This window comes from Fluoribacter dumoffii NY 23 (assembly GCF_000236165.1).
Classification (GTDB): Bacteria; Pseudomonadota; Gammaproteobacteria; order Legionellales; family Legionellaceae; genus Legionella; species Legionella dumoffii.
The window spans coordinates 2,270,387-2,287,171 of record NZ_CM001373.1; the positions used below are offsets into that span (position 1 = coordinate 2,270,387).

The window sequence follows — 16,785 nt, forward strand, 5'->3', positions numbered from 1 at the left end:
GGGCACATGAAAATTTTTATTGGAATATCAAAAAAATAAGGGGAGCATGACTCGCATGAAGCATATCAGACTGTCTAAAATAGAAAAAATGAGCCTTTTTAAGGTTATTCTTACTGTTATTTTTTTCTTCACAGAAATAAACGCCTATGCAGGCATGGAATCCTATCATATTAAATATCATAAAGATTCCAAAATAAAAAATGTATCTTTATCCAATATCGAGATATTAATAGAGTTCCATCGTAATGGAAATTCAATTGGGAGAATTACTACAAAAACAAGTAATACTCAAGATATTAAGATAGATAACACCTATGGAAAAAATTTGATTATTCATATCCTATCAATGAATATAGATGGAAAAAGGATAAGATGCTGGGGTGTATCAACACGTAAAACAAATACCATTGAGATTCAGTGTGATAAAGTTGTTTCATTGAAAAAGATGGAAGAAGAAACTAAGCCCTTTGATTCAATTAATTGAGAAAGGAATGCGACAAGCAATAATTCTCCTCAGTTCTTTTGATTATGTCTTTTGGTTTTAAAACCCCATGACTTAGAAAGAATAAAAAAATCCAGGATTGCTGAGCTAAAATACTGACTATTGACACAGAGAATCATGTAGCATGACACTATAAAGCACTAAAATCATCAGGGAAAAAACCAAAATGACAAATAAAATTCGCGGTAAAGTAAAATGGTTTAATGAAGGCAAGGGCTTTGGCTTTATTGAAAGTAGTGGCAAGGATTATTTTGTCCATTTCAGTGCCATACAAAGTAACGGTTTTAAAACCCTTCCCGAAGGGGCAACCGTTCTGTTTAAAGTAGGCAAAGGACAAAAAGGGCCGCAAGCAGAGGACGTTGAACTCGTTAAATAATTAAATAACCAAATCAAGGAGGAAGGAAGGTGAATAAACGAATTGCTTTAGTAACGGGAGGAACTGGTGGCATTGGAACAGCCATATGTCAAGAAATGCAAAACCTCAATTATCAAGTGATTGCTTGCTACTTCAAACATGGCCATCACGAATTAGCAAGAGAATGGCAGAAAAAACAATCCATGCAAGGATTTGATATCGACATTGCCTATGCGGATATTTCTTCCTTCAATGATTGTGAAAAATTAACGGATTTGGTGATAGAGAAGTACGGCAAAATTGACGTTCTAGTTAATAATGCAGGCATTACTCATGATGCCAGCTTGAAAAAAATGACACCGGAACAATGGCAAGAAGTCATTAATGCTAATTTAAATAGCGTTTTTAATATGACGAAAACCGTATTATCCAACATGCTGGATAATGGTTATGGGCGTATTATCACAATCTCCTCCATTAATGGGCGCAAAGGGCAGTTCGGACAATGTAATTATGCCGCCAGTAAATCGGCGTTATATGGTTTTACCAAAAGCCTGGCGCAAGAAGTCGCAAAGAAAGGAATTACCGTGAACACGGTCTCCCCTGGCTACATTAATACGGAGATGCTTGCCGCGATGAGGGATGATGTTTTAGAAGCCATTGTCGCTCAAATTCCTGTGGGGCGATTAGGCAAACCTCAGGAAATTGCTCGGGTCGTTGCTTTTCTTGCTGATGAACAAAGTGGCTTTATCACGGGTGCTAACTTTGATATCAATGGTGGACAATACATGTAATTACTAAATGACCAAGAATACTTTTAAAGAAAAAATGACTTTTGGTTTATTAGCCCTTAATATTGTAGCCGCTATCCACATAAAGAGTCTGACCAGTGATGGAGGCGGCTTTATCGGATACCAAAAATGAGGCTGTTTCACCAATGTCCTCTATTGTAACCAGTTGATGCAAGGGCGCTTCCTTTGCTGCCTGTTCCATCAGCGTATCAAAATCAGCTAAACCTGAGGCTGCACGAGTGCTTATTGGCCCTGGAGAAATGGCATTGACTCGAATCTTTTTACTGCCAAGTTCCATGGCGAGATAGCGTACTGAGGTTTCCAAAGCCGCTTTAACAGGCCCCATGAGATTGTAATTTTTGACCACTTTTTCGGCACCATAATAACTCATGGTTATGATACTCCCTCCATCGACCATCAGTGGTTCAGCGGCTTTTGCCAATCGGATGAGCGAATGACAAGAAATATCCATCGCCATCATGAAGCCGTCTTTCGAGCAATCGACAACACGACCCTGTAAATCAGTTTTTGGTGCAAAGGCAATCGCATGGATAACAAAATCAAGACGACCCCAGCGGTCTTTTATTTTCTGAAATAGGGCATCAAATTGTTCCTTATCCGTCACGTCCAAAGGCATAACAATAGGAGATGACACTTTTTCAGCCAAAGGCTGTACATAGCCCCTGGTTTTCTCATTTTGATAGGTGATTGCCAATTCGCTGCCCGCTTCATGCAATGCTTTAGTACAACCCCAGGCGATGGAGTACTCATTGGCAATTCCAACAATCAATCCTTTTTTATTCTCCATCAGCTTTTACTCCCGTTTGACGCTCAAGAAGTGACATGGTATGAATTGCCATCATGCGCTCTTCGTTAGCTGTAACAACCCGTGTTTCAAAAGGTTTAAGAAATTTCAAATGACGCAAGATAGTGTTTCGCACAAAGGCTGAGTTCTCACCAATACCGCCCGTAAACACGATGGCATCCATCCCACCCAGGGTTACTGCCATCATCCCCATGAATTGGGCAGCTTTAAGGCAGAAATAATCTAATGCAAATTGTGCCCTTGTATCCTCACTGTCTTGCAAGATTTTCACATCATTGCTTAAGCCTGATAAGCCAAGAAGTCCAGATTCATTATAAAGAAGACGCTCAACCTCATCGGTAGATAAGCCTAAATGACGCATCATAAACGTCACAGCGCCGGCATCAAGGCTCCCACAACGAGTTCCCATGGGTAATCCATCCAAGGCAGTCATGCCCATCGTCGTATCAATACTTACTCCATTACGCATCGCGCACAAACTTGCTCCATTGCCAAGATGGGCCGCAATAAGCCGTCCCTCAACTAATGACGGCTCATATCGCCGCAAGGTGTGAACAATCCATTCATACGATAATCCATGAAACCCATAACGACGAACACCTTGCTCCCTTATCTTTTGTGGCAATGCATACTCGGTGAACAAAGCCTTATGATGGGCATGAAACGCTGTATCAAAACAAGCAATTTGAAGTACCTCTGGCTTCAGAGTACTGATGAGCTCAATGGCTTTGAGATTATGGGGTTGATGTAAAGGAGCCAATGGGGCTAATGCCCATAATTTCTGCATGACATGTGGATTGACTATCACACTGTTTTTAAAGAGGGTCCCGCCATGGACAACGCGATGAGCAATTGAAGTCACCTGCCATTGTTCACTCCACTCCTCAATCCAGTCCCAAATACGGCATAAAGCCTCTTCGTGCGAGCAATTATCAGAAAGTATTTTTTTGTCAGCCTGCTTATTCTCAGGGTTTAGTATGGCATCGGTGGTTATAAAGGAAGGTCTCCCGCCAATATCAGCCACCTTCCCTTGAACTAAAAGTTGTGGGTTTAATTGTCTTGAAAAAAGCTGAAATTTGACGCTGGAAGAGCCCACATTAATCACAAGAATACTGGCTGCTTTGATTGCAGTCATTTGATTCGTCCTTCCTTTCGAGCTGCCGCCAGTTTAACAGCCAGGGAACAAGAGAAAAGCCGCGTTCGAAGTGAGTCTGCTCGGCTCACCAGAATGATTGGAACACGAGCACCCAAAACAATTCCGGCAGCATCCGCATGACCTAAAAAAGTCAATTGCTTGGCCAAAATATTCCCAGACTCGATTTCAGGAACCAAAAGAATATCCGGATCGCCTGCCACAGAAGAAATAATCCCTTTTTCTTTGGCTGCCTCCTTGTTAATCGCATTATCAAAAGCCAAGGGACCGTCAAGAATGCCATCATTTATCTGTCCTCGGTCAGCCATTTTGCATAAAATGGAGGCATCGACAGTGGCTTGCATCTTAGGGTTGACGGTTTCGATGGCGGCCAGGATGGCTACTTTGGGCTTCTTGTCCTCGCCAAACAATACTCGCCAAAGATTAATGGCATTTTGGCAAATGTCCGCTTTGTCGGTGGCAGTAGGGGCAATATTAATCGCAGCATCTGTAATGATGAGTGGTTTGTGGTACGAAGGGATATCCATGACGTAGGCGTGACTCACACGATGTTGCGTGCGTAAGCCCGAGGCGGTGGGTACAATAGCCCCCATTAATTCATGAGTGCTTAATGAGCCTTTCATGATGGCATCAATCTCGCCGGAAGCTGCCAATTCGGCAGCCTTGCTTGCTGCGGCATCGCTGTGTTCTGTATCAATCGTTTCCCACTGTGATAAATCAATACTTGCTTCCAAAGCTGCAGTCTTCATCTTGACCAAAGGGCCAATCAAAATGGGAATAATGAGTCCTGTTTTTACCGCATCGTTCACCGCTTCCATGACACTCATACTAACCGGATGCACAATGGCCGTGCGAACAGCACTCATACAGCGACACGCTTTGATTATCGCCTCGAAGCGATCGTGGTTATGTATTTCTATAGACGGTAAATGAGTCCGTGCAACCCGTACTTTTTTCGTTGGCGCAAGCACGGTTGCCAAGCCCTCGATGACTGTTTCTCCGTGCTGATTTACACCCTTGCAATTAAAAATCACACGGGGCTTATTCGCACCCTTATCCTTGACGATGATGGTAATGGTGAGAGTATCCCCTAAACGCACTGGCTTTTTAAATTGAATGTCCTGTTTAAGATAAATGGTGCCTGGACCAGGTATAACAGTACCAAGAAGTGTTGAAATCAGCGAGCCAGACCACATGCCATGACCCACAATACCATGAAAAATATCGCTTTGGGCAAACACCGGATCCATATGAGCAGGATTCACATCACCCGACATGGCAGCAAATAAATTGATGTCGTCTTGAGTGAGTGTTTTACTTAGACTCGCTTGACGGCCCACCGTAAGCTCATCAAAAGTCACATTCTCAAGAAACTCCTTGTCCATTTTTCTTCCCTTTTATTTCTGCAGTACATAAGTACCTGGTGCAGCGGGTAGTGAGGTATTCATGACCAGTGGAGGGACGCGTTTTTTAGCCGATTGCTGCACTAACCAATCATGCCATTCTTGCCACCAGGAGCCTTCTTGTTGTTTTGCGATCGCAAGCCAACTCGCAGGATTGAGGTAAGCATCACCTTTCTTGCTCTCATGAACCCGATAAGAACGCCCCGGATGACCCGGTTCACTCACAATCCCTGCATTATGTCCGCCGCCGGTGAGAACGAAGGTAATGTCACCCTCCGTCATCAGGTGGATTTTATAAACAGATTGCCAAGGAGCCACGTGGTCTTTTTCAGTACTGACTGCAAAAATGGGCAACTGAATATTTTCAGCAGCCACTGGCTTCCCTTCCACGGTATAACGCCCTTCGGCAAAATCATTCTTTAAGAAGAGTTTTTCAAGGTACTCACTGTGCATTTTATAAGGCATTCGGGTGGCATCCGCATTCCAAGCCGTCAAATCAATCATCCCTCGCCGCATGCCATGCATGTAATCTTGAACCATTTTGGACCAAATTAAGTCATAGGCGCGCAACATCTGAAATGAACCGGCCATTTGCTTGGTATCGAGATACCCTTGCTCCCTCATCATACTTTTAAGAAAATCCACTTGACTTTCAGTTACAAAAAGCATTAATTCCCCGGCCTCAGTAAAATCCCCTTGGGCTGCCAAGAGCGTCAAGCTGTTTAAGCGCTCGTCCTTGTCTCTTCCCATCGCAGCTGCCGTAATCATAGCCAAGGTACCCCCTAAGCAATACCCCATCAGATTGATTTTGGTTCCTGGCAAAAGAGTCGATACTGCATCAAGTGCAGCCATAGCGCCTTGCCGATAATAATCATCCATCCCCAAATCACTATCTTCTTTGTCAGGATTGCGCCAGGAAATGATAAATACCGTGTGTCCTTGCCTTACAAGCCACTTCACCAAGGAGTTCTGTGGCGATAAATCCAAAATATAATATTTCATAATCCAGGCGGGTATGATGAGTATCGGCTCTTTATATACCGTCTTGGTTTGGGCTTCATATTGAATCAATTCCATCAAATGATTTTGGAACACCACTCGCCCTGGCGTAACGGCCACGTCTTTTCCTGGAATAAAATGTTCAGAGCCCGTAGGCGGTGCACCCGTTAGCTTTTCTAACCAATCCTCGAGCGCGATTTGGCTGCCTTGGATGAGATTAAGTCCCCCAGTACGCATGGCTTCATGAAATAAATCAGGATTAGACCAAACAAAATTAGAAGGGGATAGGGCATCAAGGCATTGGCGTGCCCAGAACGAAACGGTACGTTCCACTTGGTTGGGTAATCCTGGTACATCCGTTGTGGCACGTCGCCACCAATCTTCCATCTGCAAAAATCCTTCAGCGAATAACCGCCAAGGCATGGGCTGCCAACTGTCTTTTTTAAAACGCACGTCTTTACCATCCGCAGCACGCTCAACACAAACGATATTATTAATGCAATCCTTAGCATGCAAAACTGGATAAAAAGCAAGTTCCCACAAAACCCCAGGGGATTGAGCCAATTGCCAAAGCCAGGTGGAATAGGAAGAGCCGATGGCTGCAGGACTTATTCCTGCTGTCCATTTAGCCAAGTTGGCTTGCACTAATCGAGTGAAAAATGGAAAGACGCTGTCGGCAGTGCTCCTATCAGCCGGTTCACAACACGAGAAATCCACCCCCTCTTGCAATTCTTGGCTCTGAGTGAGTATCCTTTCCTTAGGACAGCATTGTTTTTCTAGTCCCTTCATGGCCGACATCCCTGGCATTATGCCCTATAATCAATAAGATATTATACAGCATAGCACAAGATTTAACCCATTGATTTTGGCCAATAAAGCGGGCTTATTAACTTATCCATTTTAGGCCAAATTACTTTTGGCAGCTCAGTTGGTGTTATTTTTTGATAGGAATGAAACAACATAAAGCTACAGCCCTTTGCAGTCCCTTTCCTCGATAAACTGTGCCATTTGCCCTACTGTTAACGGTTTACTGCTGTAATAGCCTTGCACTTCCAAACAGTGACTTGACCGTAAAAAATTGAGTTGTTCTTCTGTTTCGACACCACCCACAACCACATTCAATCCTAATTCTTTCGACAAAGCAATCGTCGATTTGATAATTAAATTATCATTTTCTCGGAGATGAGCATCTTCAATTAAGGTTTGTTTCAGTTTGATGGATTGGACTGGTGAATTTTTTAAGTGCGATAAAAAAGAATAGCCTGAGCCAAAATTATCAAAAGCAAGCTTTACCCCCATATTGCGAAGCGCACTTAATGTCTCTTCAATTTTTCCCAAAAAATTGACCGCTGTTGCTTCCGTAATTTCAAGCTCTAGCCAATCAGATGGCATTTGATATTCCTGTAAAATGTGTTTAACAGAGGAAATAAACCCTTTGTGTTGAAATTGATGAAGCGAAATATTAATCGCTAAGGTGCTGTTGAAAGGCGCGTATTTCTTTTTCCAATCCACATACTGCCTGCACGCTGTTCGTAAAACCCATTCACCAATCGGAATAATCAAGTTAAAATGCTCTGCAACAGAGATGAATTCATCAGGAAAAACAACACCTCGCTTGGGATGTTGCCAACGTAATAAGACCTCCATCCCAACCATAGAATTCGTTTTTAAATCAACCCGGGGCTGATAAACGAGAAAAAACTCTTGTCGCTCCAAGGCCAGATGCAACTCGGTTCCTATTCCCAAGCGTTTTGAATATTGTTTTCTAAGGGATGGGGTAAAGATTTGGCAATTATTGCGACCGCATTCCTTGGCGTTGTATAAAGCAATATCGGCATTCTTACGAAGGGTTATTGCCTCCTCACCAGCATCAGGAAAGCAAGCAATTCCTATACTGATTCCAATCATGACGGTATGGCCTTTAATAAGGAATGGCTTACCCATCTTTTGAATCATATTATTGGCCACTAATTTTGCCTGTTGTGGATTATTAATTTCTGTCAAAATAACAGCAAACTCATCTCCTCCTAATCGAGCCACACAATCTTCTTCGCGAATACTTGAGCAAAGACGCTTCGCTACTTCACGCAATAGACTATCACCGACATCATGGCCAAAGCGATCATTCACATTTTTAAAAAAATCCAAATCGATACTTAAGAGAGCCAGATGACGACCATATCTTTTTGACCTGGCAATCTCACGTTTTAAATCCAGTTCAAACTGCAATCGATTGGGTAATCGGCTTAATACATCAAAATGAGCTAATTTCGATAATTTTTTTTGTACTCTCTCTAAGTCTTTTAGCGTTGTTACCAGTTCAGCATTCTTTTTTTCCAAATCCTGGTTTAATAAATGAAGTTCCCTTGTTTTATTTTCCAACAATAATTCGGCTTCCTCACGAGCTTTTCTTTCGCGATAATAAGAGCGCTCAAATAATGCTTTGTTCTCATCACTCAAAGGTAATCTCCAAACGACAATGATCATCTTTTTTCAACATGCAGTGAGTCTGCTTAATGGTAATTTTCTTTTTAAAATGTTGCGCGGCTCCCTGGATGAGACCCATTGCAAAATGACAGAGTCTTCTATGCGATCGATACACCATCACCAGTTGGTTTGCAGCAGGCTCTTCATAGCGAATGGTAGGTAATGTTTCATCCGGATATAACTTTTCTACTTCCACATGAATTGTTCCATCAATGCTTTTTAAAAATTCTTTTAATGTCATGTCCTTTTTTAAAAAAATGGAGTACTTACTCGATAAGATAGGAAACATGTATTCACCAAAGGACTCTAAAAAAGCAGAAGCGTGCTGATTTGTGCTCTTCGCTATGGCCTGAACCAATTGCTGAAGTTCTGTATCTGAGTATGTGCCGCCTGCTGTATAACTTCCACCACTTGGAAGGTCTAGTGAGGATACTAGTTGGTCCCAGGTTTCTAGTCCAAATTGTTCTATAATCATGTCATTTAAGGAGGTAAAAACGATGCCCTTCATCTATGGTCTCCAGCATAAAACAAATCTTTAAATCCCTTTTAATTTAAGTGAAGTATCATGTCTCAATACTAAAATTGATTTACGTCAACAGGTATTCCTCATGAATCCGCTCAATTTAACTAAAGAACTCTAACCTACTTTAATTCCTGATAACTATCCAGTGAGCCAGGTATTATTTTCTTCTCCTAATCGTATCAATATAGTTCAAATAACGATTATTTACCGTGTTAAAAATTAACAAAATAGGATTTTATTTTTACCATTTCCTAAACAAAACTCCAAAATGATAGACATACCGTGTGGCTATATATGAAGCATAGCACATATGCTTTTTGAATGAAAAAACAAACCGACTTAATTTTACTAGGCGAACAAATTCGCAAAATCAGAAAAGAAAAAGGTTTTTCTCAAGAGGGATTTGCCAATTTCATCGAAATGAATCGGGGTTACTACGGGACTGTGGAACGTGGCGAAGCCAATATGACCATTTTAAATCTTCTAAAAATTCTGAAAGGATTGAATGTCACACCAAATGAGTTGTTCCCGCCCTCAACTTATGTGAACTTGAAGAAGAAAATAACTAAAAACTCAGCTTCATAACCCATGAATAAGGGACTAATCTAATGCTTGATAACGAAGTGGAAAAGTTCTTAATGCCGTTGGAATGAAACCTCATGTAAAAAATGGCTGCAGGATGAGGAAGATTAATAAAGTCATAACAAAAGTACTTGTCTTCATATACTAAATATTTTTATACAATATCACGCATTAATTATCACTAATAATGAGTGTTCATTGGGTCATTTCTAATGGTGTCAATGCCCATGCCTGTGGTGATGATAGCCATGATAGCCACCAAATCGCTTCTTAACTGGCATGTTATTTTTTGAGTCCTCTTTAGAAATAGAGGAACTGCAGGAAAACAATAAAAAGGATAAACAAACGAAAAGCAACCCTATTGATTTTTTTACTACAGTACAATGTTTCATACTTATTCTCTTCCCTTTTTTGAGCTTATTTATTGGATGTTAAGAACATGGTCTTTTTTATTGTGGCATTTAAAAATACTTTTAGCCAAAAATTTTTTCCTTTTGAATAATCTTAAAATTTCTTCATAAAAGAATGGTAGAATCTTTGCAATAATTAAATGCCCTACTTATCCCTTAACTCCAACATCTATTCACATCTTTGGCAGTGAATTCAAATGATAATTTGAACTTATATTAAGCTTGGGAGGCATAAATTCCCTATTGCCGAAAGACAACTGATTTTTTTCAATAAGTAGTCATGACTGGCACTCCGTATTTCTAAACAGTGCTATATTATAAAAAAGACTTATAAAATGAGATGGGTTATTTTACTGTTGATTCAGCCATCACATGATTTCATTGCAAGGAGCATGGATATGCCAACGCAGAGATTTTTTAAGGCAGTTATTGGGGTAGTGGTATTATTAAGCTCAACATTTCTGTTCACCTCTTGTTCCCCATCAACAACGACCAATGATTCACACCGTGTTTCTCATACTTATGAAGGACACAATATCGGAGGAAAAGGTTGGCATTAATACAACGGCCTGGTCTGTCTTTTGCCTTTCATGGCCAACTCTTATTGTGCTGTGATAGGATGTTCAGCTCGGACAATTCATTGAAAAATAATAAGGAGATTTCATCATGTTAAAACGGAATGTGTTCATTTTATTGGCCGCTTGCAGTTTGGTTGCCACTCCCCTTTTTGCAGAAGACATGTCTTCTGGTTCTCAAATGAATAGCATGGGAATGCAAAGCACGAATCAGCAATCAACCCAGCTTCAAGAAGAAATGAAACAAATGCAAGAAGCACTAAAACAAATGCAACAAATGCATGATAAGCTGATGAATGCTAAAACAACGGAAGAAAAGAAATCATTGATGCAAACCCAAATGCCCATGATGGAAGAAGGCATGCACACGATGCAAAAAGGCATGAAGATGATGAAAAGTACGCACGATGACACAGCAAAACAACCCGAAATGATGGAACAGCGCGTGAAAATGATGCAGATGATGATGCAAATGATGCAGATGATGATGGACAATAAAATGATGGGATGCCCCATGATGAAAAACGAATAAATTCTGCAAGAAAATTATTCATAGAGGATGGTTGAGTCAAATTACTGGGGCTTTTATTGACATGTCTTAAGAGCCCTATCATTAAACTTTAGAAAATCAGTAGCCCATTAAGATTTGCCCATTCAGAAAAAACCTACGGCATCAAACCCTTTTACAGGGCAACCTGGGATATCACTTCACCTAATAACTCACGTCTAGACCGATTAATTAGTCCTTCAATGTGACCTTGCTTTTTTAGATACTGCCATCTTGAATAGGACGATTCGCATTTTGCCATCTGTTTTCAAACTCTGTTATATTAAAATCACCATAAGTGATGTAAAAATAGAGAGAACAGGACGACACCCTAATTCCTGGGTCACGAATAAAACTGGAAGATAATGGATAAAAACACGGCAGTTGCTCAAAGTCATGACAAACCAATCGGCAGAATTGTCGAAATCAATGGTCCTGTAGTCAGGATAAATTGTGACATCTTACCCCCTTTACATCAATCGCTAAAAACCCACACCGACAGTGATGAATATATTTTAGAAGTGTGTCAGCATCTTGATGAGCATCATGTGAGAGCCATCACGCTTCACCGCGCCTCAGGATTGCAAAGAGGTTTATTAGTCTATGATCAAGGCACTTCCTTACAAATTCCCGTTTCAAAAGAATGCTTGGGTCGCCTTTTAAATATTTTTGGTGAGCCTTTAGACGGAGCTCCGCCATTAGAAACCAATGAATATCGTGATGTTTTAGCCAACCCAGCGCCACTTGAAATGACGAACACTCAAGAAACCATTCTTGAGACAGGAATTAAGGTCATTGATTTACTTTGTCCTTTCGTCAGAGGGTGTAAAACAGGATTGTTTGGTGGTGCAGGCGTTGGAAAAACTGTACTACTGATGGAATTGATGCATGCCATTATTCAATTACATCAAGGAACCTCCGTTTTTGCTGGTGTTGGGGAACGCATTCGGGAAGGACATGAATTGTGGCATGAGATGAAATCCGCAGGCGTGATGGATAAAACCCTCATGGTATTTGGTCAAATGGATGAATCACCAGGGGTGCGCTTTCGCACAGGGTTATCGGCATTAGCCTATGCGGAATATTTGCGTGATATGCTGGGCCATGAAGTTCTTTTTCTTGTGGATAACATTTATCGTTTTGTGCAAGCCGGTAGTGAAATTTCGGGGTTACTCGGCAGAATGCCGGCCAGTGTCGGTTATCAACCCACCTTAATGACCGAGATAGCGGAACTTGAAGAGCGCATGACATCGACCTCCCAAGGAGCAGTGACTTCGGTACAAGCGGTTTATGTTCCGGCGGATGATATGAGCGATCCGGCTGTGACTGGGATTATTACTCATTTGGATTCCATTATAGTACTCTCTCGCTCACAGGCAGGCAAAGGCATTTATCCTGCTGTGGATCCCTTAGCGTCCAAGAGTCAATTTATGGATAAAATCCTATTGGGCGAGCGACACTATTCCATTGCACAAGCCGTACGAGAACACCTGGAGCGTTACCACGAATTAGAAGACATGATTTCTATGATGGGGATTGAAGAGCTTTCTCCTAAAGACCGTGCTATCGTGTTAAGAGCACGCAAACTACAACGCTACCTTAGCCAACCCTTTCATGTCACCAAGCAGCAAACAGGAATGGAAGGGAAATCGGTTTCATTAGAACACACATTAACCGATTGCGAGTCGTTCCTAAAAGGCGATCACGATGGGTTTTCAGAAGAGGAGTGTTACATGATAGGCGCCATGAATAAAAGGAGATAACGACTGACATGGAGCATTTTACTATCCATCTTAAGAGTGCCACCCAATATGAAACAAGGGAGAGGGTGGTCAGTTTTGTTGGCGAAGACCGTTCTGGGCAATTTGGGATTTTAGCCAATCATGCCCGAATGATGACGTGCTTAAAATTCGGCTTGGCCTGGTTTCGTTATGAAAATAACGAGACGGAATACTTAGCCTTACCAGGCGCCGTGGTTTATTTCATTGACAATCAATTGCATATTGCGACAAGACATTATGTACGTCATAAAGCGTACCAAGCCATACAAAGGGTCCTGGAGGACGAATTACATTGGGAAGAAAACAATCTGTTGCAAACTCAAGAAAGCGTGCATCGTTTGGATGAAGAAATGGTAAAGCGTTTATGGGAATTAAAACGGCAGGACCCCTATGGAATTTAAAGATTCGAAAAAGGAACTGGAGCAACAAGTGAAACGGAATGTCCGCAAAATCAATGAAGCCAAAAAGGGAAAATCGACTCTATTAGCCCAAACGGTTTACCTGGGTACTTTAGGCTTTGTTTTTGTTTTACCCATCATTGCAGGAGCCTATCTCGGGGTTTGGCTCGATGAAAAAATAAAAGGGTATTCCATGAGTTGGACCATCAATTTAATCCTCCTCGGGGTGATTATTGGCGCCATTAACGTGTATCTTTTAATTAAGGATTAACCGTGGAAGAAGGATTTTTAGCGTATTTTGCCTTTTCAATCGGTGGACTACACATCACACAAAGTCTCTTAACCACGTGGTTCATTATGATCTCCTTATTCATCATGGCATGGAGTGCCACTCGCAAATGCTCTCTCCTACAGCCAAGCACTTACCAACTCATTTGGGAAGGTGTTTTGAGCACCATGCACGATGCGATGAACGAAGTATTGCCCGAGCACGTTGAGCAGATATTTCCTTTTGTAGCCACCTTGTGGATTTTTATCCTTGTTTCCAATTTAATCGGCGTTATCCCGGGATTTTATTCACCAACGGCGGATTTATCGGTGACGGCATCCCTTGCGATAATGACTTTTTTATCGGTACACTGGTTTGGAATTCGTGCCGAGGGGTGGCGAGACTATTTGAAACATTATATTAAGCCAACTCCTTTTTTGTTGCCTTTTCATTTAATCAGCGAAATATCTCGAACCTTAGCGTTGGCCGTCCGATTATTTGGTAATATCATGAGCTTGCAATTAACCGCCCTGATTGTCCTCATGATTGCCGGATTTTTAGTCCCTATTCCAATACTCATTTTACATATTATTGAAGCCATCATCCAAGCGTATATTTTTGGCATGTTGGCTTTAATTTACATTGCTGGGGGCATTCAAGCCCATGAGCTTAAAAGCCAAGGAGAATCGTTATGAATGACATGAGTTGGTTTAGTTTGGCGTCAACCGTTATTGCAGCAATAGCCATTGCCATAGGAACCATAGGCCCAGCCCTGGCCATGGGGCGCGCGATTAGCCACGCCCTGGATGCTTTGGCAAGGCAGCCTGAAGCTGAAAAATCCATCACCAGAACCCTATTCATTGGTTTGGCCATGATCGAATCATTAGCCATTTATTGTTTGGTGATTGTTTTGATTATCCTCTTTAGAAATCCATTATTGTCTTATTTTGTAACGCAACAGGGATAAAGCCAATGGAACTCTCTTGGACCACTTTTTCATTAGAACTCATTAATTTTCTGATTCTCATTTGGATTTTGAAACGCTTTCTTTATGCGCCCCTACAAAAAACCCTATTAGAACGAAAAAAAAGGGTGCAAGAACAATTAGAAAATGCAGAAACACTACACAAGGAAGCAACGCAATTGCAAACAACCTATGAACATCGTCTTAGCGATTGGCAGCAAGAGAAAGCGACCCTGCAGAACGAGTGGCATGAAGCGATGGAACGATGGAAATCGGAAGAAAGACTTCGTTTTGAACAACAATTGAGCCAAGAAAAAGAGCAGATTTTTTCCCATGAAATGCAAAAAGCCTCAGCCATCATTGAAAACAATGCCAGGGAAGCGTTTCTTTTGGCTGGGAAATTTGCTAAAAAATTGTTAATACCTTTTGCAGATGCCCATCTTGAAGAGAAAATCATTAAAAAAACCATTGATGAGCTCCATCATGTTCCGGTAGAACAATGGCAATGGCTCAATACTGTGCCTGAAGAAGAAACCGTTTCTATACAAACGGCCTACCCCATCAAAGAACACCAAAAACAGAGTTTATTACAAGTCATTGAACAATTAGTGCCAAAAAAACTTACAGTCTGTTTTACAGAAAACCCGAAGCTTCTCGCGGGATTAACCCTGCAAATGGGCCCCATGTGCTTGCAAGCCAATCTTCGTGATGAATTAAAATTCTTTACAGAGACAAAAAATGAATTGGCCTAACCCTCCTTCTTTTCTTGAGAAGCAACGACAACGCCTTGAAGGTTATCAATTTCAAATCAAGGTATCCGAACAGGGGCAGGTGGTTTCTGTCGGAGATGGGATTATCTGGATTAAGGGCTTACCAGGGGCTGCCATCGATGAAATTCTTATTTCAGAAGATGAATGCTGTATCGCGATGGTGTTCCATCTCACCGAAGACTTAGTTGGCGCTGTGATGCTGGTACAAACCAAAAAATTAAAAGCAGGCACCCCTATTTTTCCTCTGAAACGCGTATTGAGTATTCCTGTAGGCGATAAACTGCTTGGGCGGGTGATTGATCCCTTAGGCCATCCATTAGATGGTGGTGAGATTCCTCCCTGTGAGGAACAAGGATTACTGGATAAGCTGTCCCCACCTATTCTTCACCGCGACTTTGTGAATCAGCCATTGTACACAGGAAATAAGATGATTGATAATTTAATTCCCATTGGAAAAGGACAAAGGGAGTTACTGATTGGGGATAATGGGCTTGGTAAAAGCGCTCTGGCCATCGACATTGTACTGAATCAAAAAGATAAAAAAGTGTATTGTGTCTATGTGTTGATTGGCCAAAAGCGCTCCACAGTAAGCACGACCATTCAATTATTAAAAAAAGCCAATGCCTTGGACTATACGACGGTTGTGGTGGCCCAAGCGACAGCTTTACCAGGATTACTTTATCTGGCCCCTTTTGCAGGGTGCGCCATTGCCGAACACTGGATGAACAAGGGCTTAGATACCCTGGTGGTCTATGATGATTTGAGTGCTCATGCCAATAGTTATCGTGAACTGTCCCTCCTACTGCGTAGACCCCCTGGTCGTGAAGCATTTCCTGCGGACATTTTTTATCTGCATTCCCGTTTATTAGAGCGCTCCACCTGTCTTTCCCCGGCCATGGGCGGCGGCAGTATGACGGCGTTGCCTATTATTGAAACCAAAGAAGGTGAAATGGCCTCTTATATTCCTACGAATCTCATCTCAATCACCGATGGGCAAATCTTTTTTGATGAACCCTTATTTTCTTCTGGATTTCTTCCAGCCATTGATATCACCAAATCGGTCTCCCGAGTCGGTGGTAAAGCGCAGCATCCGCAAATTAAAAAAGAAGCCGGTCGCATGAAACTGGATTACATGCAATTTCTTGATTTGGAACTGTTCACCCGCTTTGGGGCGAAACTGGATGCCAAAATGCAAAAGCAGATTCAAAAAGGGCGAATTTTAAGAGAAATGCTGAAACAAGAACGGTTTTCACCACTACCCATTGAATTTCAACTTGCATGGCTTATTGCTTACAATGAGGGCTTCTTTGACGAATTGAATTTAGAAGACATCCCCAACATCCTCAAAAAAATAGAGGAAGCAATAAAACAGAGTAATTGGTCATTGGAAAGCCCTCGAGAACAATGGAAAAAAGCGATAAAAGAATGGCTAATGGCATAACCTGATTCAT

At 41.7% G+C, this 16,785-nt stretch carries 19 protein-coding genes; 13 read left to right on the plus strand and 6 right to left on the minus strand.

What is annotated here, in order from left to right; all coding sequences use genetic code 11:
• The first annotated feature begins 55 nt into the window (after positions 1 to 55).
• The 3 genes from KYQ_RS10195 to phbB all read left to right on the plus strand — a co-directional run bounded on the left by KYQ_RS10195 (position 56) and on the right by phbB (position 1,651).
• On the plus strand, positions 56 to 484 hold the full coding sequence (locus KYQ_RS10195) for a hypothetical protein (protein WP_027220164.1): 429 nt from the start codon (positions 56 to 58) through the stop codon (positions 482 to 484).
• Between the two features lie 184 nt (positions 485 to 668).
• The gene (locus tag KYQ_RS10200; protein ID WP_019350001.1) at positions 669 to 878 is read left to right on the plus strand and encodes a cold-shock protein; all 210 of its coding nucleotides are present in this window, start codon (positions 669 to 671) and stop codon (positions 876 to 878) included.
• Positions 879 to 907: 29 nt separating this feature from the next.
• Positions 908 to 1,651, plus strand: a complete 744-nt coding sequence (gene phbB, locus KYQ_RS10205; protein WP_014842623.1) for an acetoacetyl-CoA reductase — start codon at positions 908 to 910, stop codon at positions 1,649 to 1,651.
• Between the two features lie 49 nt (positions 1,652 to 1,700).
• Here the strand turns inward: phbB and fabI are convergent, their stop codons facing one another.
• From fabI to KYQ_RS10235, 6 genes are all read right to left on the minus strand, one after another.
• On the minus strand, positions 1,701 to 2,456 hold the full coding sequence (gene fabI / locus KYQ_RS10210) for an enoyl-ACP reductase FabI (RefSeq protein WP_014842622.1): 756 nt from the start codon (positions 2,454 to 2,456) through the stop codon (positions 1,701 to 1,703).
• Complete coding sequence (locus tag KYQ_RS10215) at positions 2,446 to 3,609, minus strand: acetate/propionate family kinase (RefSeq protein WP_019350002.1); 1,164 nt, start codon at positions 3,607 to 3,609, stop codon at positions 2,446 to 2,448. Before KYQ_RS10215 ends, fabI begins: the two co-directional genes overlap by 11 nt.
• A complete protein-coding gene (locus tag KYQ_RS10220) occupies positions 3,606 to 5,012 on the minus strand; it encodes a bifunctional enoyl-CoA hydratase/phosphate acetyltransferase (protein WP_019350003.1) in 1,407 nt (468 codons plus the stop codon). Before KYQ_RS10220 ends, KYQ_RS10215 begins: the two co-directional genes overlap by 4 nt.
• Positions 5,013 to 5,024: 12 nt before the next feature.
• A complete protein-coding gene (locus KYQ_RS10225) occupies positions 5,025 to 6,818 on the minus strand; it encodes a PHA/PHB synthase family protein (protein WP_019350004.1) in 1,794 nt (597 codons plus the stop codon).
• 177 nt (positions 6,819 to 6,995) lie between these two features.
• Positions 6,996 to 8,516: a putative bifunctional diguanylate cyclase/phosphodiesterase gene (locus KYQ_RS10230; RefSeq protein WP_032832208.1), complete on the minus strand. Its 1,521-nt coding sequence runs from the start codon at positions 8,514 to 8,516 to the stop codon at positions 6,996 to 6,998.
• Positions 8,482 to 9,024, minus strand: a complete 543-nt coding sequence (locus KYQ_RS10235) for a heme NO-binding domain-containing protein (protein ID WP_019350006.1) — start codon at positions 9,022 to 9,024, stop codon at positions 8,482 to 8,484. The genes KYQ_RS10230 and KYQ_RS10235 overlap by 35 nt, the downstream gene beginning before the upstream one ends.
• Before the next feature lie 336 nt (positions 9,025 to 9,360).
• On the opposite strand from KYQ_RS10235, the gene KYQ_RS10240 reads away from it, so the two are divergent.
• The 10 genes from KYQ_RS10240 to KYQ_RS10290 all read left to right on the plus strand — a co-directional run bounded on the left by KYQ_RS10240 (position 9,361) and on the right by KYQ_RS10290 (position 16,775).
• Positions 9,361 to 9,624, plus strand: a complete 264-nt coding sequence (locus KYQ_RS10240) for a helix-turn-helix domain-containing protein (RefSeq protein WP_019350007.1) — start codon at positions 9,361 to 9,363, stop codon at positions 9,622 to 9,624.
• Positions 9,625 to 10,429: 805 nt separating this feature from the next.
• Positions 10,430 to 10,591 carry a hypothetical protein gene (locus KYQ_RS19330; protein ID WP_019350009.1) on the plus strand — a complete coding sequence of 54 codons (162 nt, stop codon included), beginning with the start codon at positions 10,430 to 10,432 and terminating at the stop codon, positions 10,589 to 10,591.
• Positions 10,592 to 10,697: 106 nt separating this feature from the next.
• Positions 10,698 to 11,138: a hypothetical protein gene (locus KYQ_RS10255; protein WP_019350010.1), complete on the plus strand. Its 441-nt coding sequence runs from the start codon at positions 10,698 to 10,700 to the stop codon at positions 11,136 to 11,138.
• A gap of 380 nt (positions 11,139 to 11,518) precedes the next feature.
• On the plus strand, positions 11,519 to 12,916 hold the full coding sequence (atpD, locus tag KYQ_RS10260; RefSeq protein WP_019350011.1) for a F0F1 ATP synthase subunit beta: 1,398 nt from the start codon (positions 11,519 to 11,521) through the stop codon (positions 12,914 to 12,916).
• Positions 12,917 to 12,924: 8 nt separating this feature from the next.
• Positions 12,925 to 13,335 carry a F0F1 ATP synthase subunit delta/epsilon gene (locus tag KYQ_RS10265; RefSeq protein ID WP_019350012.1) on the plus strand — a complete coding sequence of 137 codons (411 nt, stop codon included), beginning with the start codon at positions 12,925 to 12,927 and terminating at the stop codon, positions 13,333 to 13,335.
• On the plus strand, positions 13,325 to 13,603 hold the full coding sequence (locus tag KYQ_RS10270) for an AtpZ/AtpI family protein (RefSeq protein WP_019350013.1): 279 nt from the start codon (positions 13,325 to 13,327) through the stop codon (positions 13,601 to 13,603). Before KYQ_RS10265 ends, KYQ_RS10270 begins: the two co-directional genes overlap by 11 nt.
• A 2-nt stretch (positions 13,604 to 13,605) precedes the next feature.
• Positions 13,606 to 14,295 (plus strand): F0F1 ATP synthase subunit A, encoded by a 690-nt coding sequence (locus KYQ_RS18360; protein WP_019350014.1) that lies wholly within the window; start codon positions 13,606 to 13,608, stop codon positions 14,293 to 14,295.
• The gene (locus tag KYQ_RS10280) at positions 14,292 to 14,567 is read left to right on the plus strand and encodes a F0F1 ATP synthase subunit C (protein WP_019235654.1); all 276 of its coding nucleotides are present in this window, start codon (positions 14,292 to 14,294) and stop codon (positions 14,565 to 14,567) included. Before KYQ_RS18360 ends, KYQ_RS10280 begins: the two co-directional genes overlap by 4 nt.
• A gap of 5 nt (positions 14,568 to 14,572) precedes the next feature.
• Complete coding sequence (locus KYQ_RS10285) at positions 14,573 to 15,316, plus strand: F0F1 ATP synthase subunit delta (protein WP_019350015.1); 744 nt, start codon at positions 14,573 to 14,575, stop codon at positions 15,314 to 15,316.
• Positions 15,303 to 16,775 carry a F0F1 ATP synthase subunit alpha gene (locus tag KYQ_RS10290; protein WP_019350016.1) on the plus strand — a complete coding sequence of 491 codons (1,473 nt, stop codon included), beginning with the start codon at positions 15,303 to 15,305 and terminating at the stop codon, positions 16,773 to 16,775. The genes KYQ_RS10285 and KYQ_RS10290 overlap by 14 nt, the downstream gene beginning before the upstream one ends.
• The last annotated feature ends 10 nt before the right edge of the window (positions 16,776 to 16,785 follow it).

Bases quoted from the DNA above. Each gene is read 5' to 3' on its own strand.
- KYQ_RS10195 (WP_027220164.1), top strand. From the start codon at position 56: ATGAAGCATATCAGACTGTCTAAAATAGAAAAAATGAGCCTTTTTAAG.
- KYQ_RS10200 (WP_019350001.1), top strand. From the start codon at position 669: ATGACAAATAAAATTCGCGGTAAAGTAAAATGGTTTAATGAAGGCAAG.
- fabI (WP_014842622.1), bottom strand. From the start codon at position 2,456: ATGGAGAATAAAAAAGGATTGATTGTTGGAATTGCCAATGAGTACTCC.
- KYQ_RS10215 (WP_019350002.1), bottom strand. From the start codon at position 3,609: ATGACTGCAATCAAAGCAGCCAGTATTCTTGTGATTAATGTGGGCTCT.
- KYQ_RS10220 (WP_019350003.1), bottom strand. From the start codon at position 5,012: ATGGACAAGGAGTTTCTTGAGAATGTGACTTTTGATGAGCTTACGGTG.
- KYQ_RS10225 (WP_019350004.1), bottom strand. From the start codon at position 6,818: ATGAAGGGACTAGAAAAACAATGCTGTCCTAAGGAAAGGATACTCACT.
- KYQ_RS10230 (WP_032832208.1), bottom strand. From the start codon at position 8,516: ATGATCATTGTCGTTTGGAGATTACCTTTGAGTGATGAGAACAAAGCA.
- KYQ_RS10235 (WP_019350006.1), bottom strand. From the start codon at position 9,024: ATGAAGGGCATCGTTTTTACCTCCTTAAATGACATGATTATAGAACAA.
- KYQ_RS10240 (WP_019350007.1), top strand. From the start codon at position 9,361: ATGAAAAAACAAACCGACTTAATTTTACTAGGCGAACAAATTCGCAAA.
- KYQ_RS19330 (WP_019350009.1), top strand. From the start codon at position 10,430: ATGCCAACGCAGAGATTTTTTAAGGCAGTTATTGGGGTAGTGGTATTA.
- KYQ_RS10255 (WP_019350010.1), top strand. From the start codon at position 10,698: ATGTTAAAACGGAATGTGTTCATTTTATTGGCCGCTTGCAGTTTGGTT.
- atpD (WP_019350011.1), top strand. From the start codon at position 11,519: ATGGATAAAAACACGGCAGTTGCTCAAAGTCATGACAAACCAATCGGC.
- KYQ_RS10265 (WP_019350012.1), top strand. From the start codon at position 12,925: ATGGAGCATTTTACTATCCATCTTAAGAGTGCCACCCAATATGAAACA.
- KYQ_RS10270 (WP_019350013.1), top strand. From the start codon at position 13,325: ATGGAATTTAAAGATTCGAAAAAGGAACTGGAGCAACAAGTGAAACGG.
- KYQ_RS10280 (WP_019235654.1), top strand. From the start codon at position 14,292: ATGAATGACATGAGTTGGTTTAGTTTGGCGTCAACCGTTATTGCAGCA.
- KYQ_RS10285 (WP_019350015.1), top strand. From the start codon at position 14,573: ATGGAACTCTCTTGGACCACTTTTTCATTAGAACTCATTAATTTTCTG.
- KYQ_RS10290 (WP_019350016.1), top strand. From the start codon at position 15,303: ATGAATTGGCCTAACCCTCCTTCTTTTCTTGAGAAGCAACGACAACGC.